Source organism: Paenibacillus sp. FSL R5-0473 (assembly GCF_038004565.1).
In the GTDB taxonomy this organism is placed as follows: Bacteria; Bacillota; Bacilli; order Paenibacillales; family Paenibacillaceae; genus Paenibacillus; species Paenibacillus amylolyticus.
In genome coordinates this window covers 1,223,427-1,249,085 of sequence record NZ_JBBORL010000001.1, presented here as the reverse complement: position 1 = coordinate 1,249,085, position 25,659 = coordinate 1,223,427, and the positions used below count along the sequence as shown (strand labels likewise).

The following is a 25,659-nucleotide window of genomic DNA, read 5'->3' as shown; positions in this document are numbered from 1 at the left end:
GTTTTATTTAAGTTTTGTTTAAAAAGAGGAAGAGAAACTGTGCCATTAAATTTATTATCAACAAAAACCACCTACACATATTATTGGAGGTAGCCATATTATTATATAAAAAAAACAACTCCTCTTGAGATATAATTCTCAAAAGAAGTTGTTTTAATTTTTCATATAGGACGAGTGGGGATCGAACCCACGACCCTTACCCTGTCAAGATAATGCTCTCCCGCTGAGCTATCGCCCTGTAATAATTATGATGTATCAATCACGGTCGTACTACTAAATTTAACTGAGCTAACAGATCATGATATATAATTGTTTCCCAATCAAGTAACAGTATCATATCAAGTAACCGTGTTCATTGTCAATGATTTATTTGGTTATAATTCACCCGAAATGGTGCACAATAAAGGAAAGATTACCATTTCAACACGAGGTGAATTCCCTATGAGAAACTTAACAAAACGGTCAAAATCCAATAAATATACATTTACCAAATGCTTCTTTCTCTTTGCTGGGCTTATGATTCTCATTACAACCGTTACTGGTTGCGGCTTAGAGAGGGATGAACATACAGTTCAATTCCAACAATTACAACAGCCCAATGAAAATGGTGAATCTCTGCCCGTCTGGCTGGACGTATACTCCAAATCTGTAATTCAAGATGTGTATTCTCCGCGAGGAAGCAGTGAAGTCTTGCCGTGAAGGTTAACAGGTGAATTACTCATCTTCATCCCACTTGCGTGAGTATGCTTTCTTCGTAACGTAATACAACAGAGTAATCATTCCCGCCGACATTAGCAATGTAATTACCATGATGCCTGTCATGCCCATCACTACCCCCTCCTCTCCCAATATGTTCCAGACTTCACTATACAGGAAAAACATTTTTTTGTATAATTCAGTCTGATATGTCGCGCAAGAGCAGAAAGAAGGAATGGAATTGGCAGCTGAGATTAGTTATGTATCAACAGAAGAACAACTGGAGCAAGCCCTGGGAATTCGCCATCACGTATTTGTTATCGAGCAACAGGTGCCTGCCGAGATTGAGATTGATCAATATGATGTCATCAGTCCGGATGTGCATCATGTATTGTTAAGTACGGATGGCCAAGCTGTAGCCACAGGACGTCTGATCTATTACAGCAAGGATACAGCCAAAATGCAGCGAATCGCAGTGCTTGAATCTCATCGTTCATTTGGTTATGGACGTGTGCTTCTGCTCGCGATGGAGGAGCTGGCACGTGAACTCGGCTTATCCTATTCTGTACTGGATGCGCAGTGTCAGGCACAGAAATTCTATGAAAAACTGGGTTATGAAGTGATTTCGGAAGAACCTTTTTATGATGCAGATATTCTGCATGTTCGTATGAGAAAGAGCTTGTAAAACCTCGACGTTGGCAGCTCTTATCAGCATATGATGCATACTTCCGAGGAAATCGGATAGGCTAATCAGGTAGACAGATTCCTATCTCGTCATATAAGGAGAGTGTGACATCATGGATCAAACAACACGCGAGAGTTTCACAGCCGTACAGAAAAATGGCGACGGTGACCTGACAGCATTTCAGACTTCAGCAGGACGCGTACTGGATTATCAGCAGGCACTTGCAGAAGTAAAAGCTGGCGCTATTGCCGGTGTGAATGTATTTAAAGGCAAGGATGGCGAAATGTACATTCGCGGAGATGCCGACGGTGACCCAACCAACAACCTGGACCAACTTCCCCATTTCTAAAATAGATGCACATGTCGTACATGTGACACAGTAAGCGCCGATCCGGATATCCGGGTTGGCGTTTTCTTATTATGATTAGTAGTCCGTAAAATATTTTACGGAATCACCGGAAGGTTGGCTTTTGCGAATCGGCTGTTGTACCTGTTCCCATGCCTGCAAAATCTGTATCCCTTCAAGAGTAGACCGGTTCTCCCACGCGATGTGCCCGGTGCGTTCAAGCTCCAGCAATGACTCATGAATGTAAGCTTTGCTTCGTCCCGTCTTGTTCTCGAGTTCATCCATACGCGGCAGCCTGCGCCGTTGTCCTGCATAGTTCACCATAATACGCAAAATCTTGCGTTCAAAGTCGTTCAGCATACTTTACCTCCCCATTCAGATCGGTAACAGGACGCCATGCCAGAATACCTTGCTCCAGAAATGTTCTAGGCGAACCTTCTTTTCCCGCTGATGCTCTAATCATCCCGCCACGTACACTGTTAATTCGAATCTGTCGCTGCGTAATCTGCCCTGCACGATCCATGTAGACAAGCTCCACCATCTGGCCAATATATTTCCCTAGCATAATCATCCCTCCGATAAGAACGTTTGTTTGTATTTCATATTATATGCGAACATAAGTTCTTTATTCAATAGTAAAAAAAGGATTTTGTAAAATAAAAAAAACCAGACTTTCACCTTAATGATTAAGGCAGTCTGGTTCAACCCATAGTATAGCTAATATGAAAACATGGCTTGTAATGACCAAGTCCAGCGGATCAGTGTCGATCCGATTCGGAAAATTGTACTTTCTTTAATTGCTGTGTAGATGGATTAAAATCAACATTTACATAGACTGCGAATTGCTTGCCGTCTTTCGCACGAACCCATAGCTTGAACTGTTCCCGTGATTGATCTGCTGTTAGAGAGGTGCGACCGATATGCTTATAGTCCAAAATATCCACATTATACTTGGTCTGTGTTTCTTTGACCGCAATAATTCCCCACTTCGCATAATCAGGGATGGCGGCGCCTGTGCCTGATGTAATTCCGGCTAAACTCAGAACTACCGACATGACGGTAACGATGAGCATTCTCATTTCACTCACTCCTTGGGACAATATGTTTCTGTTATATTGCCCGTCCGGGTTTCATTTTACACGAATAAACGAAAGATCCAGGCCAGTGGCCGTAGGGAAAAAGGAACCACATGAACAAGTCGGTCAAACGAATCAGGAGGCTCCGTCCGGAAACTCATTCCCCAGTCACCCGAGAAAAAGTGTTGTTGTGTCTTCGGCTCCTCAGGACGATCCAACCCGTATTTCTTTTCAATTAACTGCCGTATTTCTTCATCCACCTGAACCTCATTCGTAACGACATATGCTGTGGCAGGCTCGCTGCTTATGTACATAAGCATCATTAGAAACATCACAATCCCAACTATTTGTATCCAAAGCTTGTTCATCTCTTACTCCTTTATGGATTCATGACTCTCTTCTCTTATACGTGAAGACTCGTTTGAATGTTTGATTATACATAAATTTGACCGTATTGGAAATAACAAATGGGAGAAGAGTTGAGGCATGCGTTATGCGATGCTTAAGTCCCATTCGGTTGATTTTTTGTTTAAAAAACCCAATAAACGTGTAATAGGCCATGACAGAGTGACTCCACGATCTGAAACCCTACACGATCTGCAATACCAATATGAGGAGGTTACACCCGAATGTTCAAACGCTTGGATGAAATCCTGATTGAGATTCCCAATGTCGAGAAGCCAGATCCGAATGCTGCGGCAGCCATACAAGAATTACTCGGCGGCAAATTCGGAGAAATGTCAACGTTGAACAACTACCTCTATCAATCATTTAATTTTCGATCCAAAGAAAAGCTGAAGCCCTTCTATGACCTCGTCATGAGTATTACGGCCGAAGAATTGGGTCATGTTGAGCTCGTGTCTCATGGTATTAACAAGTGCCTCAGAGGTTCAACCGAGTACAAAGAACCCGACGATACACCACTAGGTTCCGTAAAAGATGCTCGTCTGTCGTATCACTACCTGGCAGGTGCACAAGGCGCAATGCCTTTTGACTCTATGGGTAATCCATGGACGGGAGCAAACGTCTTCAACAGTGGCAATCTGGTCGAGGATCTGCTGCATAACTTCTTCCTAGAATGTGGCGCTCGTACCCATAAAATGAAAGTATATGAAATGACGGATCACCCGGCAGCCCGGGAAGTGGTTGGTTTCCTGCTGGTACGTGGCGGCGTGCATGTTGTCGCATATGCAAAAGCACTTGAGATTGCAACTGGCGTAAATGTGACCAAGCTGGTTCCTATCCCTTCACTGAACAACAAAGCCTTCAACGAGGCTCGTAAATATGAAGAAAAAGGCGTACACACCAAGCTGTATACCTATAGTGATAAAGATTTCAACACGATCGGCCAGATCTGGAAAGGAACTCACCCCGAAGATGGACAACCTCTGGAAGTCATTCAAGGGATACCTGAAGGATTCCCGATTCCAGAAGCTCCTGCGGTCGAGGAGGAGTTCGCACCAGGTATATCGCAAGAAGACTTCAAGGAAATTGCGCGTCGCCTAAAAATGGCGGGGAATATTGCGGATTAAGGAACAATTTTGTTTAACAGGTTCTTTCCCTATATATATTGTTAACTGTATGTTTAAGTAAAGCCCTCGAACCCTGCTGTTGAATGCAGAGAGGATTGGAGGGCTTTGTTATACTCAATTTTTGATAAAATTTTATGATGCAAAATAAGTATGTTGTATGCACGTCATTTCTTGAGAATTTAGCTGTAAAAGTAAACCTGATCTCTGTTCACATCGTTAAACTTAGTTAAACTCCAACACCGATTCCTCACGCTGACTCATGACTTCAATTAGCATGTTGGCACCCAGACGAAAACCTTGTGCAAACGCTGCTTCCGTATGCATGCCCTCACATCTGCCACACAAGTCAAATAACTTTTCAAGCTCACGGAATTCTTCCTCGCTCAATCGATTCTTCCACTGCTCTGTCAGAGCTGCAATCTGCCGTCCTAACGCTTGGTATTCAGGATGTGTCGGCATCATCATCTCATCCGGTCGAAGTCGTCCATTATATAATGCTTCTAATATCGAATTCATGTGCATCCTCCTGTATATCAATTCGCACCTCACTTGAATGAACGTTCTACACATGGTAGGATATTTATGCAGTCGCTCATTCAAGTGATTGCGGGATAGGAAGCAGCGTGTTCTTCGCGGGACTAGCGCTGCTTCCTTTTTTATTTTTGGAGTTCGTCGTAAATCTTCTCAATCCCTTTGCGAACAATGTCTGATCGATTCGTATTCAGCTTCTCAGCCGAAATATCGAGCTTGTTCATAATTTCCTCGTCGACACGTATCTCAATCGTTCTGCTTTTGGGTTTGTCAGATTTAGGCCGCCCCATCTTTTTGGCGGACATTGCTTCACCTCTTTTTTTGTCCTGACAATAATATAATATTGTCTGGACAAAAAGTCAATGTATTTGTAAAACATACGTTCGTTTTTGTGACAGCAGATTCATAGATAAATGTATAGTCAGTAATCCGTTTGAATGATAAAAAAACAACCTTGAACGGTTAGGCGCTCAAGGTTGTTAGAGTACTATTTCACTCTTCCATTGGCTTTCCATATCTCACCAAGACATGCCAGAGTAATTTTAACTCTTGTAGAACTTCTGTGTAGGTTCCTCTATCGCTCCAATGGCTTGGGTTTCGTTTCAAGTCCATAGCTGCAGAACCAATGATATCTGCATCAATCAAATCACTTTTTGCAATTCTTTTGGCTAATGAAGGCATCGAAGGACCTCGAAAATCCATAGGAACGTCATCAACTAATAGTGTAAAGCCCATGTGCCAGTGCAGATCAATGGAATACTTTAAACAAATCTGCTCTAAGATTCGTCCTGTATGTGTGCCTTTAAATGATGGGTCGGCAACAAGCATATTGACGTCTTCTTTAAGTGAAATGTCACCATGGACCTGAGCTTCGATATAATGGTCCAGATTTCCGTTTGGCTCTTGGTTTGATGGATCTTGGAATGGTTTCTCAAGATTGAAGAGCATATGGTTGATTAACTTTTGAACCGTTAGATTTCTTTCACCAATGGCAAAACCACTATTGAATGCGTCCCTCATGAGAGCAGCCAAAATAAGGTCAAACTCCTCATACGTTCCCTTTTCCTCGGGGTCTTGGTGAGAATCCAAATATGTATACGTGCAACGATGAGAGACCTCAGCGGATAAAATAAAATAACATGATCCAAAACGCGGAGCAGGTCCATCAGGATGTAACATGACATTGAGTGCCCCATACTTGGGTCGTTCGCTATTGGTTGAGCCATTTATTTGGTACGATTCGCCAAACATTTTATTTTCCCAAACGTCACGTTCACCACCTGAAAATGCGGATACACTTCCATTCGATAAAAAAGTCTCAAATTGACTTTTATAAAATCCCTGCTCAAATAGTGCTTCAGCCACGCTTTTCATATTCGGATCTAATCGATCTGGGTGAAAGTGTAGCGCAATACTTGCATGAGATTTTAGTTTAGTGATAGCTTTTTCAAATGTCTTCAGCTCGATGTTGGACATACGAAGGATTTCCCTAATGGTATGCTCCGCCTCATTTTTGCGGCTTCTTGCATAATTGGTTACATGCTCTTGAGCTAATTGCTGAGACCTTGATAATTCCATGGGCAGAGGAGTCCTTTCCCTTTTTATAAAATCATAATACATGATGGACAGTAAGAGAACTTACAGGCGGTTCAAAAATCATGATAGCTTGCAATGAATCTAATCCACATCTTTTCTTTCAATTTGAATCATATCTTGTGCAACGCACGCTTCTCCACCATCATAAAGCTATGAACCCCTCATTCTCCGCCCTGCTTCCCCACTTGCTCCTCTTCCTTCACGGTCACATGCACGGCTTGCCCTTCATTCGCTGTCATCGCATCTCGAATAAGAAGGGTCCATGCCCCTGAATCTGCATCAAACCGCTTGTCCTCAATGACTGGAACACGGATGTTCTCTGCATCAGATGAAAGAAGTCCGCTACGAATCGCATCGGCATCCGTCATATGCGCACCATCCGGTGCCACTGGACAAGATACCGCTATCTTTTCTGCTCTGGCCTGCCCGGGATAGGGTTGATTTTCCGGGCCTCCATCCGTCCAGACTTCAACATAGGAGCCGATCTGTGGATCAGGTGAATTGGAGAACCATTTTGCCGGATAATACCGACTTCCTCCTCCGTTCGCACTGAAATCTTCATATGCAGGATCAACCACAAGAATGGAATTGTCTTTGCGTTCAACCACATAACCAGTGAAACCATCTTCACTTGGTGCATTCGCTTGAGTCTGCACAGAGTTGCATTCGTTTGATCCAGAACATCCGGTAAGGCATACGATTAGGGTTGAGAGCAACATAAAGACTTGACGAAGATAGGACATATGTAAATCCCCCTTTAATAACACCTCTTTCTAAATTTAACGTTCCATATCAGTTTATTGTTACAAATACAGCTGTCAGCTCACCCTTAACTTCCTGACGGGCTCAACACGATCAACCCAAATATTCACTTCTTCATATCCCTTTTGTACACGTACCTTCCCCATACCACCAACGCCGCACACAACAAGATCACACAATAAGCCCATACAAAAAACATGGCAAGCCCCAACCCGATGTTGGCATCCAGGCGCTTATCAAAGATCTCTGTGTATAGCGAAAAACCGAGTGGCACGGCGCCAACAACGAAAAGTCCAATGGACCATCCACCCCAGCGTTGGAAACCGGACCCCGCACGACTTCTGGAAATTTTGCGAATTCCTTGAGTCAGTAGCCACCAAATCAGAATAAATAATAGACAGGTTATAAGAATTTTCAGCATATCGTTCAACTGCATATCATGTACCTCCTATATCTTACAAGATGATGAACATATCTTACACGTTAAGTGTTCTCTTTACTATATTACCCGTTTCCATATCCATGATCACAGGCAGACAACAATGTTGCACCCCTGACTCACACTTGATCATGAAAAAGAAAAAAACGCCAACGTCCTGACTCCTTCCAAGTCAAGAACGATGGCGTTACTTCTCGTATTTACATTGTTACATCCACATCGAATAGGTTACGCGCCAAACTGCGCATAGTGAAGGCGGCTGTACACCCCACCTGCTGCGAGTAATTCTTCATGGCGTCCCTGCTCCGTAATGCCTTGTTCAGCAACGACAATAATGCGGTCTGCATTTTTGATCGTAGCCAATCGGTGAGCAATAACCAGTGTGGTCCGGCCTTCAGACAGCTCAGCAAGGGATTGCTGAATCGCCGCTTCCGTTTCTGTATCCAGCGCGGATGTGGCTTCATCCAGGATCAGAATTGGCGGGTTTTTCAGGAACATACGGGCAATAGACAGACGCTGTTTCTGTCCACCGGACAGCTTCACGCCGCGTTCACCAATTAACGTATCCAGCCCTTCCGGCATGGACTGAATCAAAGGTTCCATCTGTGCACGTCTGGCAGCCATCCAGATTTCTTCTTCGGATGCATCCAGCTTGCCGTAGGCAATATTCTCCCGAATGCTTCCATCGAAGAGGAACACGTCCTGTTGTACAATTCCGATATGACTACGCAAGGAGTCCAGTGTCATATCCTGTATCTCCTGCCCATCGATCGTGATGCGACCTTCCAGCACATCATAGAATCGTGGCAGCAGACTGCACAACGTTGTTTTTCCTGCACCCGATGGACCGACAAGCGCTACGGTTTCACCTGCACGTACGTTTAGATCAATACCTTTGAGCACAGGCTCCTGATCTGAATAACCAAAGGTGACTTGCTCATAACGGATATCTCCACGCAAATGGGATACCGTAACGGCTCCTGGACGATCTTCCACATCCGGTTCCATATCAAGCAACTCCGTATAACGTTTGAAGCCTGCAATCCCTTTTGGATACGTCTCAATAACCGAGTTGATCTTCTGGATCGGTGTCAAGAACACATTGGATAACATAATAAATGCAATGAACTGACCGTAGGTCATACTGCCTTGAATCACAAACCATGTTCCGCATACCAGGACAAAGAGAGATACCAGCTTCATCAGCATATAACTGACAGAGGAGTTCCAGGCCATGATTTTGTATGCGATTAGTTTGGTCTGACGGAAACGACCGTTGTTCACAGCGAATTGTGCTTTTTCATGCTCTTCATTAGCAAAAGCCTGAACAACACGGATACCTGTGATATTGTTCTCTACACGAGCGTTGAAGTCCGCGATATCACCGAACATTCGGCTGAATGCCTTGGACATTTTGCTACCAAAGTAGAGCGACAGATAAATAATCAGTGGAACGATGATAAAGGTTAACACCGCCAGATTCCCGTTAATGCTCATCATGATGCTAAATGCACCAATCAGCGTCATCACCGCGATAAATACATCCTCTGGACCATGATGGGCAATCTCACCGATATCCATCAGGTCGTTAGTCATGCGGGACACGAGGTGTCCTGTTTTTGTATTATCGAAGAAACGGAACGATAACTTCTGCACATGATTGAACAGACTTTTACGCATATCCGTCTCAATGTTAATACCGAGCTTGTGTCCCCAATAGGTAACCACGAAGTTGAGAAATGAATTCAATAAGTAGATGCCGAGCAATGCCAGACATGCCCATAGAATCCAGTCCCAGCGACCGCCTGGTAGCAGATCATCGACTACCCGGTTGACCGCCAGTGGAAATGCCAGCTCTAGCAGGGCGACTAAAATCGCACAACTGAAGTCAAGAATAAAGAGCTTTTTATAAGGCCTATAATAGGCAAAGAAACGGCGAAGCATGGACTGAAGTCCTCCTTATGCAACCACACAATGGTGATTACGTTCTATTTCGTCTTGCTTAAGAGGTACAGGAAGTATGGCGCACCAATAATGGCAACCAGGATCCCCGCAGGAATCTCCGAAGGCTGCAGGATGACACGACCCAGCGTATCTGCAACCAGCACAAGCAATGAACCGATCAGTGCCGATGCGGGTAACAGGAATTGATGTTTTGGACCCACCAGACGACGTGCCAAATGCGGTCCGATCAGACCTACAAAACCGATCCCCCCACTCACAGATACACATGAGCCGGCAAGTCCTACAGCAGCCGCAAGCAAAATCAGTCGCTCACGCTCAACCGGAGTCCCGAGTCCGCTTGCCGTCTGGTCCCCCAGATTCAACACGTTCAATACACGTGCCTTATACAGAACAAGCGGGACAAGAATAATCAGAAACGGCAGTAATGCCGTTACAAATTTCCAGTTCGAACCCCAGATGCTGCCTGCCATCCAGGTAGCTACAAATTGATACTTTTCCGGACTAAGCCGTAACGTAAGCACGATCATGGCAGAACTGATTCCCGCCGCTACCCCGATCCCCGTAAGTAACATACGAGTAGGCATAATGCCCTCTCCTTTTTTGTAAGAGAGAACGTAGATCAGAAATGCAGCAAAACCGGAACCGATCAGGGCCAGAATTGGCAAAAGAAATACCGGCGCTGCTGTCGTTGTCGGGAAAAAGGAAACAAATAACATGACGACCAGACCAGCACCTGCATTAATCCCGAGGATCCCCGGATCTGCCAACGCATTCCGAGATACTCCCTGCAAAATACAACCAGATAACGCAAGTCCGGCCCCGACCAGCACCGAAATCACAATCCGTGGCAGACGGAATTCAAACAGGATCAATTCCTGTTTCGCCGTGCCTCCACCAAACAGGGTTCGCAACACCTCAAGCGGCGAAAGCTTGGTAAAACCTGTGTTCATGCTCACCACAAAAGCCGTAATAATTAATAGGGCAAGCACAATGAGGACAATCGTACTCTTGGTTCTCTTCTTGCGCTCTGCTCCAACTATTGTTGAGGATTCCATCGTTACAGAGTCCTCCTTTCTTTACGCGCCAGATACAGGAAGAATGGTACCCCGATGAGGGCAACCAATGCGCCAATTGGCGTCTCGTACGGCGGGTTAATCATACGTGCAGCCAGATCCGCAAATACAAGCAGCAGACTGCCCATCACAGCGGAACATGGAATAATCCAGCGATAATCTACCCCAACCAGCTTCCGCGTGAGATGGGGAATAATGAGTCCAACAAAACCGACCGCACCCACCACGGACACAGCTGTACCCGCGAGAATCAGTACAACAATCAGGCCTATGAGCTTGATCAGCCCAGTACGTTGCCCCAAGCCCACCGCAATATCTTCTCCGAGACTAAGCAGCGTAATGGAACGGGAGATGAGAAGACCTGCGATCAGTGCCGCGAGTACCCAGGGGAACATGACCTCAAGTTGAGACCACTTCGTTCCGGCTACACCACCAGCTGTCCAGAAAGCCAAATCTTGTCCAATTCTGAAATATAATGCAATCCCTTCACTGAGTGCCGACAACATCGCAGATACAGCCGCACCTGCAAGCACAAGGCGTAGTGGTGTAAGACCCGATTTAGAAGCTGCACCAAAACCATACACCAACAGGACACCAAGCCCCGCACCAAGGAAGGAATACATGATGATATACATAAATGGCAAGCCAGGGAAGAAGGCAAAACAAACTGCAAGCGCAAATCCAGCTCCCGCATTTAACCCAAGCAGACCTGAATCGGCCAGCGGGTTACGAGTCATGCCCTGCATGATCGCACCAGCTACAGCGAAACATGCACCTACCATTGCTCCTCCAAGGATACGTGGTAACCGAATCTCCCATATGATCTGATGTGGAGTCAGCTCAGGATTGAAATCAAAGATGGCCTTCCAGACTACACTAAGCTTAATATCAGCAGCGCCAAAAGAAATGGACAACGCCATACCCAGAGCGAGTAGCAAAACTCCCCCTGTAAGAATAAGTGTGGCCGCCCACGGACGAGTGTGTATCTTCGCTGTGGGTGAATCCGGATTATGTTTTTCTGGTGAAGCTTGTGAACTCATACGCGCCCACCCTCGTTATGAGTAGAGCTGCTCAAACCTATGTACATAACAATCACCTCTCTATAAATACCGAACTTTAATGATATTGATTCTCATTCCCATAGACCATTGTAAGTGAATCCACCGGCTCTGGCAATGGACAAATAGGACATGTTTATTGCATATATGAAGATTTGCACACAATTTTACCCGCAAAAAGGCTGCGCAAGAGCCAAAAAGCTCGAACACAGCCTTATCATTGCATATGTAGAACATGTAAAATACAGACTCGATTAACGGGCATGTACCGTAAGTAAGGATGCCAAGACATCTGGAACATCGGTAATGATCCCTTGCACACCCATATCAATCATGGCCTGCATCTCGGCAGGATCATTCACCGTAAATGGATAGGTAACAACGCCATGTGCCAGTGCAGCAGCAACATCTTCTTGTGTGACTGCCAGCTTGTAGGGATGAAGGCCTGAAGCTTCGAGTTTGGCGGCATAATCATAGGGACGATATAACTTTTCCATATATAGAAGTGCTGTACGAATCTCCGGGGCAAGACGTTTACATCTCACGAGCGAAGTATGATTGAAGCTCGACAGCACAACCTGTTGCTCCAGATTCCAGTCCCGGATCGCCTGTATAACCTTCTCTTCCATCCCTTTATAACTCACAATACCATTTTTCAATTCCAGATTAAGCAGTGTTCCTTTCCCCTGTACCAGCTTGAATAACTCCTCCAGAGAAGGAATACGTTCCCCGGTAAAATCAGCATGGAACCAAGACCCGGCATCCCGTGTGCGCAATTGATCGTAAGTCGTATCTTTAACCCAGCCTTCTGCGCCGCCAGTTCGGCTTAACGTCTCATCATGAATCAGTACCAGTCTGCCATCACTCGTCATCTGCACGTCGGTTTCAATGCCTGTCGCTCCAAGCTCCAGACTCCGTTCAAAAGCGCTCATCGTATTCTCCGGGCATACGGCAGATGCACCGCGGTGGGCAATAATCTCCAAGTTCCTCATTCCAGCGCCTCCTGTGTTCAAGCTTCACTCTATGATCCTTACTATAAACACCGTTTGTTAGACCTGTATTAACAGAGCGTATAATGGGTTACCTGCTTCGCTGATACTAGCGAACGGGTTCAACATCTAACGGGCTGGGGATTCACTCATTTTTGCGAACTCAATCTGAAAATCGACATAACATAGTATGAACGATGGAAGCACTGAACTCCGTTATAAGGAGGTTGACTATTGAATCCCTCAAAGAAAAAATCGATACCTACGCGTCCTCACACATCCCAGTTACAGTCGGCTTCCAGGCTTTCCAGAACATCTGTCCATATCAAAAACAAATCCGGTAAGACGGCTAATCAGCGTTCTCTTAACTCCAGTTCACCCAACACACTGGATCAGCTGGCTATTGTTGCAGCAATACTCTCCTTAATTGCAGCCGCCATCGGGCTATATATCGCCTGGAAATCGTTAAGTAATCCGGATCAAACTGCTGTTGTGGTGTAAGCTGCTTGTTGTGCAGCTAATGGCTCAGGAGGCTCTCTCCTGCTTCTGACCTTATTCAGGGGCAGGTTTTTGCTTTTTCAATTACTCAACGTATGCTGGAAACGTCAAAAAACCGTTCCCCTGAAACGCCGGCATATACCGGCGTCTCTTTGGAAAGGTCATTTTTTATTCGGGCGCTGCCTCTGCAGCATGATCCCCGTCCCGGGATTTGACCGAATTACAGAATGAATGTGCGAGAGATAATAACCAACAGAATGAACAATACCAGAATTGCACCTGTTGATGTCCATGCTCCACCACCGAAGCCTCCGCAATATCCGTAACCTGTACCTTTGAGTTCGCTCATCAGTGACACTCCCCTCTTCATCGAAGTACACTATAGACTATGTCCGATAGCGCAACTTGCTTGGGCAGATCAAAAATTCTCCCGAGGAACGAGTAGGTTCAGGCCCGTCTTCTTATGCACTCATTTCCCGTTGAGTTGTGACCACTTCTGAGTCAGCTCTGCAGGAATATAGGATGACATTTGTTTGATCAGCTCAGCCGGATCAGCTTCCAGACTCCATAGACTGAGATGCGAAGTGTTGGAGAATCCTTCCTGTACGCTATGTTCTACCATCTTCATTAACGGTCCATAATATCCGTTGACATTTAATAAGCCAACAGGCTTACGATGAATACCGATCTGTGCCCAGCATAGTACCTCGAATAGTTCTTCAAATGTACCCATACCTCCGGGAAGTGCAATGAATCCATCGGATAATTCAGCCATCGTAGCCTTCCGTTCATGCATGGTTCCCACTTCAATCAGTTGTGTGAGCCCTCCATGAACAACCTCGCCCCGGAACAATCCAGTAGGCATAACCCCGATTACCTCTCCCCCTTGCTCAAGAGCAGCATCGGCTACTGCACCCATCAAGCCCATGCAAGAACCACCATAGACCAGTGCATAACCACTATCAGCAATCTGTTTGCCCAGTTGAACAGCCTTCTCTGTATAATCGGGGTGATTTCCCGGATTGGAGCCTGCAAAAACAGCTATACGTTTCATTGGGTTTCACTCCTTCTCATAATCTTTTTAGATTGAACTAAAGAATATTTACACTTGCCACTTCGATGACAGAACAACCTTCCGATCGCTGTTATCCCCAGATTTTTTAATTCAATTTTACAAAGGTGAAAATCTGTTGATAGCGCATGCTTCCGATGTAGCTTTCTTTCAGAAAGCTTTTAGGCGAACGCTCCGCTTCTTCAGGTTATTTCTGCCCTCTACGTTCTCGTGTAAATGTTTAGTTCAATTTTCTATTTTAATAGTATACAACATGAATGTAATGGGTATGTACAACAGGTTAACAGAACCCATGTACAAAAAAAATACCCGACCGTTTGCAGCCGGCCGGGCTCCCATTTCAATACACATCAATTTAGAAGGGGTTGTTACTACCTAATATACAGACCAAACATTAAATCCGTATGATCTTTGCATGAAATGAATATTAAATCTTCGTATAACTAACGTATCCCACGGCGTGAACGTACGACAAACATATGCTTGTCTTTACGAAGAACCCGACCATCTGCAAGTTCAACCTGATCCTCGTCATGACGCAGAATCGTCGTGGATAACGCTACAATTTTGGCCCGGCGCCAGATCATCACCTGCGACTTGAAATAGATCGCATTTTCGAACTGAATTGCCTTTTTCATCACATATCCAACCTTGTGCACTTCAGAACGTGCTTTCTTTAAGGGAAGACTCTCTTCGGGAAGAGGTCTGATCATTGCGATATTGTCAAACGATACCTTAATCCGTTTCGGTCCGATCCGCACACATTCCGCTTCTTCATCCCACTCAACCAGCGTTCCCTTCAATGGCTCCCGTATGCCTGTTGCACGATATACCGCTACTTTTCGTCCTATCCAATGTCGCAATGTTCTCACCTCCATCTGTCTAGTTTTCAGGTATCTTCCAATCGATCGGTTCAATACCTTTGGAGGTCAAGAAATCATTGGCTTTGGAAAAGGGACGACTGCCGAGGAATCCACGATGCGCAGCCAGCGGACTGGGATGTGTAGACTCCAGTACCATGTGCTTGTCCCTGTTAATAAATGCACCTTTCTTCTGGGCATGGCTCCCCCACAGCATATATACCATCGGCTCTGAACGTTCATTCAACGCACGAATGACAGCATCCGTAAACGTCTGCCAGCCCAATGCCTGATGAGAGTTAGGCTGACCTTCACGGACCGTCAGAACAGCATTTAATAGCAGGACTCCCTGCTGCGCCCAATGAACCAGAGATCCATGATTCGGAATGGGCAAGTCCAGATCGGCCTGAAGTTCCTTATATATATTTTTCAGAGAAGGCGGTACACGTACCCCCGGTCTAACCGAAAAACTTAATCCATGAGCTTGTCCCGCTCCGTGATAAGGGTCCTGACCAATAATAACGGCCTTAACCTGATGATATGGCGTCAGCTTCAGTGCAGAGAACAGGTCTTCTTTGGGCGGAAAGACCGTCTGCGTTTTGTACTCGGCGGCGAGAGTGTAACGAATCTTGTTAAAATATTCGGCTTCCGTCTCTTCCTGAAGCACCTTGTCCCAATCGTTTCCAAACATATGTATAGGCTCCTTTCCCCTGATGAATACAGTTTCGTTCAGCCCAACTACTGGGCTCTTCCTTCTGAGAGCCGCATGTCATGCAACTCATAGACTATCCACCATTTTAACATAACCGGGGACAGCAGACCAGAATTGCACATCAGGGTATACGTTCACCTCAAAATAAATCGTATTCTCGCTACATTCCGTATACTCATCCAAAAAAGTCACCTCGCTATTGCGTGGTGACTTGATGACTTTATACTTGAACGGGCACCTCTTCGACTTCTTTCACAAGCACACTGCTGATTCTTCGTAACCCTTCCTGAAGGACAGAACGGGGACAAGCCAGGTTCAACCGAATGCAACCCTCACCATTGGCTACAAACATATGACCATCTTCAAGCAATACACCCGCTTGCTCAGCGAAGAATAGAGGTAAACTTACATTTTGTGGAGCATATGTCGAGATATCAATCCAGGCCAGATACGTGGCTTCCGGGATGTGAAAAACAGCCCGTGGCAGATGCTGCTTCACATACTGTTCTACGCAGGCGAAATTGGCGTCTAGATACCCTTTTAATTGTTTCAGCCATTCATCCCCCGTTTCGTATGCCGCTTGAGTGGCAGCAATGCTCAGTGGGTTTTTGAAACCATAATGGCGTGCCTGCCAGATGTCTCGAAGTGCTTTGTTCGGAATGATGACATTAGAGAACATCAGACCAGCCATGTTAAATGTTTTGCTTGGGGACATACATGTAATGATTCGATCCGTATTCGGGAACAGCTTTGCAAGTGGCGTATGTCTTTTGCCAGTTCGCAGCAGATCACAGTGAATTTCATCCGAAATGACCCATACGTTGTTCCGCAGGCAGATCTCACCCACACGTTGTAACTCTTCCGTTGTCCAGACACGTCCAGATGGATTATGCGGGTTGCAGAAAATACATACCCTTACCTTCTCATCCTTCGCCTTGGCTTCAAAATCCTCAAAATCAATCGAGTAACGCCCCTTCTCGTTGATCATATCCGAACATACCAGTTCAAGATTGTTATGCTCCGCAGCTGACTTGAAGAAACCATAAGATGGGGTAACAATCAGTACTTTCTCATCCGACTGACAGATATATTCCACCAGTTCATACAAAGCGGGAATGATCCCGTTCGAGGTCTCCAAATGTTCCTTTGGGAAGGACCAGTCATAGTATCTCTTCATCCAATTCGAAACAGCTTCATAGTATGCCGGATCGAACACCTGGGAGTAACCCATAATTCTACGGTCTAGACGCTCCTTAACTGCATCCAGAATCTCGGGAGGTGTGGCAAATTCCATATCTGCAATCCACATGCGAATAAATTCTTCATCTTTAAATGGAAAAGTCATGTCTTCACTGGCGTTAAAAATATATTGACGGAAACCATCCGTATTCATGGCATTTGTTCCTGTGCGATCAATAATCTCATCAAAGTTATATTTCATAGCTTCTGCTCCTCTATCTGCTTTACTTTTTCAATTGTCGTTTCATGTCGTATTACACCTATTATTTCATGACGCAGGAATTGCATCAAATGCAATACAATCTATTCTGACGAAACAAATGAAGTTTATTGTTTCTCCAAAATAGGTATTTCGATGAAAAAGTGATATATTTCTCATATAACATCATTTTTATGAATGAGTTTCATCATTTTCACGTACTCTCAAGAAACATTGGCATAAGGAGAACCGATTATGAACAATATCAATCAAGAAGTTGGCAAGAAAATACGAAACTTTCGGAAGTGGCGGGGACTGACCATTCAACAGCTTGCGGATCAGATCTTCAAAAGCAAGGGTACGCTGTCCAAATATGAGAGCGGAGATATTACACTTGATCTGGTCACGTTACATCATATTGCTAACGCACTCAACATCCAGGTGGAGCAACTCTTGTACCAAGAACCAAGGCATGCATCTCCCCTGATGAATGCGGTCCCGTCCAGCTTTTTCAAGAACTCCACCCGTTTCTATTCTTACTTCTATGACGGGCGTAACAACAGTCTCATTCGTTGTGTCATTGACATGATGGCTCAATCGGATGCCAACCGTTATCGCACCGTGATGTATATGAATGTGAAGGATTTTGAGAACTACCAGGAGTGCGAGAATATGTATTGGGGCCACACCGAGCATTATGATACACTCACCACGCTAATTTTGAAAAATCAGGCTACGCCGCTGGAGAACCTATATATTAATATTTTGGCGTCTTTTCAGGAATCGGAGAAAAAATGGGGACTGATGGCTGGTGTCTCCTTCAGACCTTTCATGCCTATCGCGCTCAAAATGTTATTCTCCAGAACCCCGCTGCCCGAGAATCAGGAGTTATATAATGAATTAAAAATCTCAAAGGAAGATCTGCGGACCCTGAAAATATACAACATGCTCGCTGTCACCTGAACAACGCAGTGTGTCACACATTCTCATATGGGATGGAGACAGTCCCTCCCCATTAGAAAAGGCACTTCTATAAGCTGTTGAAACCAGCTCATAAAAGTGCCTTTCGCTTTGCTGCCTATTCGATCGGAGATAAGTGAGACTAGCGCTTAGTTTTTAACTAAATCCAGCGTCTCGTCAAACATTTGTTTCTGTTCCTCAATCTTGTTCTCATTACCGATCACGCAGCGCTGTTGCTGCTCAAGTATGGCCGATAAAAGCTCAGCAAAACCGATAATGTCGCTTTCCTTCGTGCTTAACACTTCGTCACGTTCCTGTTGCAGATCCGCTTCAGTCACATTCGACAGATAACACTCCAGAGAGAAAGCTCCTTCGCCATAAGGCGTTCTCGGCGTATCGAGATCCTGAATGGCACCAATGATATAACGCGTCATTTCCCGCTCGTCTGCCCGGAAATCGGTCAAATATTGCGGTATCTCTTCATATACTTTGTACGTTTTATCCAGGTTCGGATCACGATACGATGCAACGTAGCTGTCTCCGTTCCGTCTGAAGCCTGACATACAGCCATAAGCTCCACCTTTGGCTCGGATATTGGTCCACAAGTAATCCAGAGACAGGATTCCCTGCAAGACCCGTAGAGAACCGGTGTATTGGTATCCTTTGTCGATATAATTGCCCGTTTGCACCACGTACTGCACTTCTGACGGGGAACGGAATCCTTCCTTATGAGTAGCCGGTGTGAACGTAAACTCTTCCTTGGCAACCTCATGTGTGAACAGCTTCGCTTTCAGGTCGGATACCTGTTGCTCCAGTCCTTCATATCCCTGCTCATCGGCAGTATAACTAACAAGCAAATTCTCCGGTCTGAAAATATACCCCGTCAACTCTTGCAGACTGGAAGATAACTCTTCTTTTCTCGCCTCAAAATTCGCCTGAAGATCCTCAAGCCACTGGTAAAAGGCAATGCCACTTACAGCTTCCCTGAAATCGGCAACTGCTGAATGTTTGGACGAAGACCGGCCGATTCCCGCAGAGTGTCCGCTATTGATCAGATTACGTTGCAGGTTACCTTTCATCTGGGAGATGATTTCATATAACCGCTTCGAATTATCGAATCGGGATGTGAACACGATTTCTTTGATCATATCAAAGGCAAATCCAAGCTTGTCATACAACACTTTTGCGTTGAACTCATAGGTCGCCTTGAATTCATTGTGCTTATGCGCGTTAGCATAAGATCCTATCCCGCTATGAATACCACCCGAATGGATATGGATTTCATTGGACAATTCATTAAACGAGTAGTTTTGAGTATCCACGTAACCCAGTACATTCTTGAGCAATCCTGCATACGGCAGGAGATGACGTGGCACTTCTTTGATATCAAACAACAGTCTCAGATAACCAATTCCGTTGGTGTAAAGGTTATGATGGAGAATGGTTGTTCCGTCGACCTGGTTCGCCGTTTGATGCAACGTAGAGGCCTTCGGTTCAATATCTTCAATCGATAACGTCGGAATGACCTGCTGTTGCTCTTTGGTTGAAGGTGTATTCTGATACTCAGCGAGTGCCTCCGTTTTCTGAATCAACGAGTGAACTTCTTCCTCGCTAAGACCGGCTTGAATGGTTTTCAGACGTTCTTTCAACGCTTCTTCTTTGCGTGAGTTCAGCCCCTTATCCGGGGTAAGCGCCACAAAGGAAGTATGTGTGTTTTGCAAAATATATTTCTCAATCAGTTGCTCGAAGTAACCTTCGTTCATTTTTGTCCGCAGTTCAGCAAATACGTCATTGGCTTCTAAATGAGTGAAAGGTGCTTCTTCATCGTACAACCAGCTTTGCAGGGAGGAGAATCCGTAGATCAGGCCTTTCGGCATTCTGCCATAGTCCGCTTCTCTGTGATTGAACTCATACGAGTTAATGCCAGCAAGCAGCGCTTTTGGATCAAAGCCTTCTTTTACCACACGCTCAAGTACTTCTTTGACCGTTCCCAGGAAATCCTCTTTGCTCGCCAGATTGCTCTTCTTCAGTCCCACAGTGAATACAGGTTGATACAGGCTGTCATCATACGAACCGTAGACATCCTTCGCAATGCCTTTATCCAGCAAAGCCTGTTTCAACACCGCTCCCGGAGCGTTCAGCAGGGCGTATAACAAAATTTGGAACGAAATGTTCAGTTCCTTGTCCAGACTTGTGCCGATCACCGCGTTATAGGTCAAGAAGCTGTTATCCACTTCCGATTCCGTACTTCCCGCAGAGTAAGTTTTAACTGTGTCTACCCGTTCTGCAAAGGCAGGTTGAAGTTGAATGGCCGAATCAATATCGATGCGATCATATGCACTCAGATAGTTCTCATCCAGCCATTGCAGCTTCTCTTCCATATCCATATCCCCGTAGAGATAGATATAACTGTTGGAAGGATGGTAGTATCTCGTGTGGAAATCCAGCAGCCCCTGATACGTTAAATCCAGAATAGCTTCCGGGAATCCGCCAGACTCGGAGGAGTATGTGGTATCCGGGAAAAGGGAGTTCAGCACTTCTCTGCGCACCATTCGTTCCGGTGAAGAAAAGGCACCCTTCATCTCGTTATATACAACTCCGTTGTAGGTTAATTCATCATCTGCAGAGGTCAGGTTGTAGTTCCAGCCCTCTTGTAGAAATATCTTTTCATTCTCATAAATATTTGTATTCAATACTGCATCCAGGTAAATATCCATCAGGTTATGGAAGTCATGATCATTACGACTGGCGATCGGATAGATCGTCTTATCGGGATACGTCATGGCGTTAAGAAATGTATTCAATGAACCTTTCAGCAACTCAACAAAAGAATCCTTGGCCGGAAATTTCTTGGACCCACAGAGCACGGAGTGTTCGAGGATATGGGCTACCCCTGTATCATCTTCCGGAGGTGTGCGGAAACCGATACTGAATACTTTGTTGTCGTCCTGATTGGACAATAGTACAATTTTGGCTCCGGATTTCTGGTGTTCCAACAGATACGCATCCGATTTCAGTTCTTCGATTCTGCGCTCCTGTAACACCTTGTATGGCTTAAGCTGTTTCAACATAAACTTGAGTCCTCCGTCCATAAGATTGTTTTATTGGTTTTGTGACTCTACATAAGTTCAAATATGTTTATTTACACGGGCACTCCGATGACAGAACAACATCTGTCCTCTCCGTTATCGTGTAAATGTGTAGTTGAACCTATATCGTTCAGCAAGGTAAAGGTAATATATGCCTACGGATAGTATACACCATTGTTCCGTCTCTTCATAAAAGTCAGATAAATGTACCTTCTGATATGTATTATGCAGGGTTTATGTTTATGAGCTACATGGTGATGTGGTCTGCAATAAAGTGACGATCATATTAAAGAACACAAAAAAAGATCGCATGCAGCTTGGTTAACAAGCGTCAAACGATCTTTCTTTTTAAGATGCCGAGGACCGGGATCGAACCGGTACGGTAGTCACCTACCGCAGGATTTTAAGTCCTGTGCGTCTGCCAATTCCGCCACCCCGGCAGGATTATGTATTTCTTGGCGACAAGAAATATCTTACCATGAACTAATTAACTTTGCAACACTTTTTATAAAAAAAATTTAACTATATAAGTTTAACTAATGATTTACACGATAACGGAGAAGACAGAAAAAACTGAAAAAGCGAAGCGTTCGCCTAAAAGCTTTCTGAAAGAAAGCTGCATCGGAAGCATACGCTATCACCGGATTTTCCCTTGAGAAAGGGAATCAAAAAATCTGGGGATAACAGCGATTAAAAGTTATTCTGTCATCGGAGTGCCAGTGTAAATAATCTTTAGTTCAACTTATATAAATGAAACAGGCACTGCAAGCGTCAGCTCACAGTGCCTAGAAAGTCCGAGTTGCGGTCCCGGACTTCCGGTAAACCAATCTATATTAAGGGAGGTGTGAGATAAGAATACCTCCCCAACATTAAAGAAACCTAAAATCAGCCTTAAATTAAACTAAAAAAGTAAAATAGGTCGAACACGAGCAGCTTCTTCCTTACTGCACTCCACGATAACCAAGATATGGTCCTTTAACAGCCAATCTTCGTAATACCGCGCATCCTCCTCCGAGATCCCCGCTTCAGTCAGTGTAAGCACCAAATCATCGGTCTCACTCCCAATCTCATTACCAGCGAGTCTACGCACTGCATTTCCGATCGACATCGTCTGATCCATTCGCTTCCCCAAACCAGCCAATATGCCTTTCAGAGCGCCAAAGGCACCATCTGTTCCGGCACCCTTCAAAGGTTTGGGCAACCCCGTCTTTTCGCTCACCAGCTCCAGATTAAGCTGCTCCTTCGCCACCGCTCCCAAATATTTATCCTTGATGCCTTCCTCTTTGACCTTATTCAGCATAATTATAGCCTCGTTCTCGGTACGGGCCAGCCCAATAATCAATTGTGTCATTCCGTTCCCCTCCTTTTACCCTAATATAACCCCGTAATCCCCATTCAAAAACGGATCATCCACAGCTAAGACAAATCACCTAGAAGAATGTTGATTTCTCTTCTGGAAATCTATACCTAGTTCTGATAGACTAGATAAAGAAGACAAATTAACCATTGAAAACATTGACATATGGATTTAACATCTCATAATCAGGAGCAATGACTTATGAAAAAAGAGGTAGAAATTGCCATCCGGCGCAAACAACAGATCATGGTTCGTAATACAAGCGGTCAGACGGTAACCGGATTTCCCGAGCGTACCGCTGATACATCCATTCTTTCCTTACGTACGGTCCACGGCAGTCTGTGGATACCGTTTGATGAGGTGGAACATGTTACGCGTCTGTTAAGCATCCGGTCTCATCATTTAAGCGGAATGCAACTCGTTTAGTCGGCTCTGTAATCCTAGAAACTCCAGTTCCCGTATAGATACGTTAACTAGATCTATTTATGCCAGCACTTTACACCAAAAAACCAGACGCATGCACGTCTGGTTTTTCTCTTCTACTTATCCTGTACCACGCTGCCACTGACCTCACAACAAAGGCCTTACAATCCTTATTTCTGCCCAACGATATCCTGTTGGTTACTTCACTACAAACTTCACTCGTGTTCCATCTGGATATGTACTTAACTGATTCCCTACCCATGAACCTGCACCACGATTATCTTTCGGGGTAATGTACTGGATATCTGCACCTGTTCCTCCCTCAGCACACATCGCCATGGGCCACTCGTCACGATCCTTACCTTTTTTGACCGGAACACCCTTAAGTGATAAATCCCGATTGCCTTCGGCTCCACTACGATCAATGGTGCATACATCCGAATGACCTGCCTTGATAGCAGCTTTAATATGGTTGGCTGTTTCGGGATAACGCTCTGAAGGGAACGTAATGGTATGGTCTACACTCTTATTAGTCCCACCGAATGGATTAGGTATCTCCTCGGGCCATTCTCCCCCAGCCCAGGCGTAGAGGGCTACCAGCAGCATCGCTACCAGCGTCAGAACCTGCTTTTTAAAGCCTTGCTTGCCTTTGCGTTTTCTTCTTGTGCGTCTCTTACTCATGCTGTGTCTCCCCCATTCAACACTTGCATTATAACAGAACGCCCGTTCGTAAAACAATCCAATACAATAAAAAAACAGCCGAGACCGCCCGGCTGTCCTGCTTTATTGATTATCCTACATTGGGAATGGCCTGTTGGCGCAGCAAGGGCAGTGTCACCTCAAACTGTGTACCTTTCCCTTCTGTACTCTCCACCGAAATCTGACCATTCATCAGTTCCAGCAGTTCTTTGCAGATGGTCAGACCAAGACCGCTTCCGCCAAATCGGCGCGCATGGGAGATGTCGGTCTGGGTAAATGCATCAAACAATTGTTCGATCTGATGCTGAGGAATGCCAATTCCCGTATCACGTACAGAGAATACCAATACAACGGTATCCATCAGTTGTTGCCTCACATCCACCTGTAACTGCACTTCACCTTGTTCTGTGAACTTGATCGCATTACTCAGCAAATTATCCAGTACCTGCCGAAGTCTTAGCGGATCACCGATAAGCACATCAGGAACATTCAGATCAGCATGACAGAGCAAACGTATGTGTTTATTCTGTGCCACAGGTTCATGTGTCTTCACAATCTGTTGGATCAGCTTCAAAGGTTGAAACTCAATGTTTTCAACATCCATTTTGCCTCTGCCCAGTTTCGCCATATCCAGGCTATTGTTAATGATGTTAAGGAGCGCCTCACCTGATTGACGTGCTAGCTCCAGATATTCTGTCTGCTCATCCGTAGTTTCACCCATACTTGCAAGTTCGATCATGCCCATAATGCCGTTAAGCGGGGTACGAAGCTCGTGATTCAGCTTGCCGATGAATTCCAATTGCCCTCTGCTGTTCATCTCAGCCATGGAAGTTGCAAACTTCAACTGCTGTTCAGCATACTTCCGTTCTGAAATATCGTATTGAATGCCTACAAAATATAAACACTCTCCGGATTCATTAAAGATCGGATCGATATTCAGTTCGTTCCAGAACTTCTGACCACTTTTTGTATAATTTAAAATATCAATCTTAATGGACTGTTGTTTCTTTAACGCATCACGAATCTGCATTATCGTTTCCGGGTCTGTATCCTGCCCTTGCAAAAATCGGCAATTGTGTCCGACAGACTCTTCATACGTATATCCTGTCAGTTGGGTAAAGTGTTCGTTTACATACATGAGCGGAAGCTCAGGCAAGGTAGCATCGACCACCGTCACGGAGGATTTCACTTTCGAGATGATAAATTCCCATTGTAATGAGAGTTGATTATGTTGGCTCATGCCTTCCTCCTTCATCTCACACACATTAATGTTTATATATTCTGCAATCGTACATTATAAGGAGAGAAAACTAACCAGTCGGAATGTGTTGATATTAAATCAATATATTTTAATTGTAACATAGTTATTCAAGTCATGTGGTTTATGGGTAATAGTTGATAACTAACATTCCACAATAACCTAACTACTCACCAGGAGGAACATACATGAAATTTCTGTTAATTATCATCATTATTATTTTGATTGTAGTCTTTTTTACCAGACGCAAACGTTAAAATAAGATCCGTTATGTAAGTGAGAAAGGAAGATGGGTATGAGAACCCTCTTTTTTATATTCATGGTACTCTGTATCATCAATCTCTGTTTCCCAAAATTCGGCTGGTATCTGCGCTATGGCTGGATTTCCCGGGGCGAAGCCGAACCCAGCAGGCCTTATATGACTATGGTCAGAACGACCAGCCTGCTGATGTTGCTTATCGCCTTCACACTTGCTATGGCATGAATTATAAGCATTAGAAGATGACTGCCCTGTTGGGCAGTTTTTTTGTGGTGAAATGACGGGA

The 25,659-nt window shown here is 44.8% G+C and carries 30 protein-coding genes and 2 tRNA genes; 8 read left to right on the top strand and 24 right to left on the bottom strand.

Going from position 1 to position 25,659, the window contains the following annotated elements:
- Positions 1-166 precede the first annotated feature (166 nt).
- A tRNA-Val gene (locus tag MKY28_RS05450) sits at positions 167-238 on the bottom strand.
- Positions 239-441: 203 nt separating this feature from the next.
- Here MKY28_RS05450 and MKY28_RS05445 point away from each other — a divergent pair.
- From MKY28_RS05445 to MKY28_RS05435, 3 genes are all read left to right on the top strand, one after another.
- Positions 442-699, top strand: a complete 258-nt coding sequence (locus MKY28_RS05445) for a hypothetical protein (protein ID WP_211080740.1) — start codon at positions 442-444, stop codon at positions 697-699.
- A 238-nt stretch (positions 700-937) separates the two neighbouring features.
- Positions 938-1,381 carry a GNAT family N-acetyltransferase gene (locus tag MKY28_RS05440; protein ID WP_036614958.1) on the top strand — a complete coding sequence of 148 codons (444 nt, stop codon included), beginning with the start codon at positions 938-940 and terminating at the stop codon, positions 1,379-1,381.
- Positions 1,382-1,493: 112 nt separating this feature from the next.
- Positions 1,494-1,730, top strand: coding sequence for a DUF3892 domain-containing protein (locus tag MKY28_RS05435; protein WP_017687389.1), 237 nt, complete (start codon positions 1,494-1,496; stop codon positions 1,728-1,730).
- A 75-nt stretch (positions 1,731-1,805) separates the two neighbouring features.
- Here MKY28_RS05435 and MKY28_RS05430 read toward each other — a convergent pair whose 3' ends face one another.
- The 4 genes from MKY28_RS05430 to MKY28_RS05415 all read right to left on the bottom strand — a co-directional run bounded on the left by MKY28_RS05430 (position 1,806) and on the right by MKY28_RS05415 (position 3,117).
- On the bottom strand, positions 1,806-2,087 hold the full coding sequence (locus MKY28_RS05430) for a hypothetical protein (protein WP_340935258.1): 282 nt from the start codon (positions 2,085-2,087) through the stop codon (positions 1,806-1,808).
- Positions 2,071-2,292, bottom strand: a complete 222-nt coding sequence (locus MKY28_RS05425) for a hypothetical protein (protein ID WP_017687387.1) — start codon at positions 2,290-2,292, stop codon at positions 2,071-2,073. The genes MKY28_RS05430 and MKY28_RS05425 overlap by 17 nt, the downstream gene beginning before the upstream one ends.
- A 193-nt stretch (positions 2,293-2,485) precedes the next feature.
- On the bottom strand, positions 2,486-2,806 hold the full coding sequence (locus MKY28_RS05420; RefSeq protein ID WP_036614744.1) for a DUF3889 domain-containing protein: 321 nt from the start codon (positions 2,804-2,806) through the stop codon (positions 2,486-2,488).
- Between the two features lie 56 nt (positions 2,807-2,862).
- A complete protein-coding gene (locus MKY28_RS05415; protein ID WP_340935256.1) occupies positions 2,863-3,117 on the bottom strand; it encodes a hypothetical protein in 255 nt (84 codons plus the stop codon).
- A gap of 315 nt (positions 3,118-3,432) precedes the next feature.
- Between MKY28_RS05415 and MKY28_RS05410 the strand changes: the two genes are divergently transcribed.
- Complete coding sequence (locus tag MKY28_RS05410) at positions 3,433-4,335, top strand: manganese catalase family protein (protein ID WP_036614750.1); 903 nt, start codon at positions 3,433-3,435, stop codon at positions 4,333-4,335.
- Positions 4,336-4,557: 222 nt separating this feature from the next.
- Here MKY28_RS05410 and MKY28_RS05405 read toward each other — a convergent pair whose 3' ends face one another.
- From MKY28_RS05405 to MKY28_RS05365, 9 genes are all read right to left on the bottom strand, one after another.
- On the bottom strand, positions 4,558-4,851 hold the full coding sequence (locus tag MKY28_RS05405; protein WP_340935255.1) for a DUF6809 family protein: 294 nt from the start codon (positions 4,849-4,851) through the stop codon (positions 4,558-4,560).
- 140 nt (positions 4,852-4,991) lie between these two features.
- Positions 4,992-5,171, bottom strand: coding sequence for a ribbon-helix-helix domain-containing protein (locus tag MKY28_RS05400; RefSeq protein WP_017687382.1), 180 nt, complete (start codon positions 5,169-5,171; stop codon positions 4,992-4,994).
- A 187-nt stretch (positions 5,172-5,358) separates the two neighbouring features.
- A complete protein-coding gene (locus tag MKY28_RS05395; RefSeq protein ID WP_340935254.1) occupies positions 5,359-6,444 on the bottom strand; it encodes a DUF3626 domain-containing protein in 1,086 nt (361 codons plus the stop codon).
- Between the two features lie 179 nt (positions 6,445-6,623).
- Entirely contained in the window at positions 6,624-7,205 is a 582-nt protein-coding gene (locus tag MKY28_RS05390) for a DUF3221 domain-containing protein (RefSeq protein WP_340935252.1), read from the bottom strand.
- A 125-nt stretch (positions 7,206-7,330) separates the two neighbouring features.
- Positions 7,331-7,660, bottom strand: a complete 330-nt coding sequence (locus tag MKY28_RS05385) for a hypothetical protein (protein WP_076318888.1) — start codon at positions 7,658-7,660, stop codon at positions 7,331-7,333.
- A gap of 231 nt (positions 7,661-7,891) precedes the next feature.
- Complete coding sequence (locus MKY28_RS05380; RefSeq protein WP_076250814.1) at positions 7,892-9,607, bottom strand: ABC transporter ATP-binding protein; 1,716 nt, start codon at positions 9,605-9,607, stop codon at positions 7,892-7,894.
- Between the two features lie 44 nt (positions 9,608-9,651).
- On the bottom strand, positions 9,652-10,683 hold the full coding sequence (locus MKY28_RS05375) for a FecCD family ABC transporter permease (RefSeq protein WP_036674863.1): 1,032 nt from the start codon (positions 10,681-10,683) through the stop codon (positions 9,652-9,654).
- Between the two features lie 2 nt (positions 10,684-10,685).
- Positions 10,686-11,741: a FecCD family ABC transporter permease gene (locus MKY28_RS05370; RefSeq protein WP_036614761.1), complete on the bottom strand. Its 1,056-nt coding sequence runs from the start codon at positions 11,739-11,741 to the stop codon at positions 10,686-10,688.
- Between the two features lie 272 nt (positions 11,742-12,013).
- Positions 12,014-12,751, bottom strand: a complete 738-nt coding sequence (locus MKY28_RS05365) for a glycerophosphodiester phosphodiesterase (protein WP_253501874.1) — start codon at positions 12,749-12,751, stop codon at positions 12,014-12,016.
- 231 nt (positions 12,752-12,982) lie between these two features.
- Between MKY28_RS05365 and MKY28_RS05360 the strand changes: the two genes are divergently transcribed.
- Positions 12,983-13,249, top strand: coding sequence for a hypothetical protein (locus tag MKY28_RS05360; RefSeq protein ID WP_036674861.1), 267 nt, complete (start codon positions 12,983-12,985; stop codon positions 13,247-13,249).
- Between the two features lie 217 nt (positions 13,250-13,466).
- Here the strand turns inward: MKY28_RS05360 and MKY28_RS05355 are convergent, their stop codons facing one another.
- The 5 genes from MKY28_RS05355 to MKY28_RS05335 all read right to left on the bottom strand — a co-directional run bounded on the left by MKY28_RS05355 (position 13,467) and on the right by MKY28_RS05335 (position 17,331).
- Positions 13,467-13,595, bottom strand: a complete 129-nt coding sequence (locus tag MKY28_RS05355) for a hypothetical protein (RefSeq protein ID WP_255319930.1) — start codon at positions 13,593-13,595, stop codon at positions 13,467-13,469.
- Positions 13,596-13,715: 120 nt separating this feature from the next.
- Positions 13,716-14,300: an LOG family protein gene (locus tag MKY28_RS05350; protein ID WP_017687370.1), complete on the bottom strand. Its 585-nt coding sequence runs from the start codon at positions 14,298-14,300 to the stop codon at positions 13,716-13,718.
- 461 nt (positions 14,301-14,761) lie between these two features.
- Entirely contained in the window at positions 14,762-15,181 is a 420-nt protein-coding gene (locus MKY28_RS05345) for a hypothetical protein (RefSeq protein ID WP_017687369.1), read from the bottom strand.
- Between the two features lie 19 nt (positions 15,182-15,200).
- Positions 15,201-15,869 (bottom strand): uracil-DNA glycosylase, encoded by a 669-nt coding sequence (gene ung / locus MKY28_RS05340; RefSeq protein WP_036614765.1) that lies wholly within the window; start codon positions 15,867-15,869, stop codon positions 15,201-15,203.
- A 241-nt stretch (positions 15,870-16,110) separates the two neighbouring features.
- Complete coding sequence (locus MKY28_RS05335) at positions 16,111-17,331, bottom strand: MalY/PatB family protein (protein ID WP_340935247.1); 1,221 nt, start codon at positions 17,329-17,331, stop codon at positions 16,111-16,113.
- Positions 17,332-17,583: 252 nt separating this feature from the next.
- Between MKY28_RS05335 and MKY28_RS05330 the strand changes: the two genes are divergently transcribed.
- Positions 17,584-18,291: a helix-turn-helix domain-containing protein gene (locus tag MKY28_RS05330; protein WP_017687366.1), complete on the top strand. Its 708-nt coding sequence runs from the start codon at positions 17,584-17,586 to the stop codon at positions 18,289-18,291.
- Positions 18,292-18,437: 146 nt separating this feature from the next.
- Here MKY28_RS05330 and MKY28_RS05325 read toward each other — a convergent pair whose 3' ends face one another.
- From MKY28_RS05325 to MKY28_RS05315, 3 genes are all read right to left on the bottom strand, one after another.
- Positions 18,438-21,359, bottom strand: coding sequence for an insulinase family protein (locus MKY28_RS05325; RefSeq protein ID WP_340935246.1), 2,922 nt, complete (start codon positions 21,357-21,359; stop codon positions 18,438-18,440).
- A gap of 372 nt (positions 21,360-21,731) precedes the next feature.
- Positions 21,732-21,817 (bottom strand) — tRNA-Leu (locus tag MKY28_RS05320).
- Between the two features lie 461 nt (positions 21,818-22,278).
- The gene (locus MKY28_RS05315; RefSeq protein WP_340935244.1) at positions 22,279-22,728 is read right to left on the bottom strand and encodes a hypothetical protein; all 450 of its coding nucleotides are present in this window, start codon (positions 22,726-22,728) and stop codon (positions 22,279-22,281) included.
- Between the two features lie 207 nt (positions 22,729-22,935).
- Between MKY28_RS05315 and MKY28_RS05310 the strand changes: the two genes are divergently transcribed.
- Entirely contained in the window at positions 22,936-23,160 is a 225-nt protein-coding gene (locus MKY28_RS05310; protein WP_017687353.1) for a hypothetical protein, read from the top strand.
- 195 nt (positions 23,161-23,355) lie between these two features.
- On the opposite strand, the gene MKY28_RS05305 is transcribed toward MKY28_RS05310, so the two are convergent.
- On the bottom strand, positions 23,356-23,838 hold the full coding sequence (locus tag MKY28_RS05305; protein ID WP_215079494.1) for a NucA/NucB deoxyribonuclease domain-containing protein: 483 nt from the start codon (positions 23,836-23,838) through the stop codon (positions 23,356-23,358).
- Positions 23,839-23,947: 109 nt separating this feature from the next.
- Complete coding sequence (locus tag MKY28_RS05300) at positions 23,948-25,096, bottom strand: sensor histidine kinase (RefSeq protein WP_340935237.1); 1,149 nt, start codon at positions 25,094-25,096, stop codon at positions 23,948-23,950.
- 307 nt (positions 25,097-25,403) lie between these two features.
- Between MKY28_RS05300 and MKY28_RS05295 the strand changes: the two genes are divergently transcribed.
- The gene (locus MKY28_RS05295; RefSeq protein ID WP_036614780.1) at positions 25,404-25,598 is read left to right on the top strand and encodes a DUF6199 family natural product biosynthesis protein; all 195 of its coding nucleotides are present in this window, start codon (positions 25,404-25,406) and stop codon (positions 25,596-25,598) included.
- Positions 25,599-25,659: the final 61 nt, after the last annotated feature.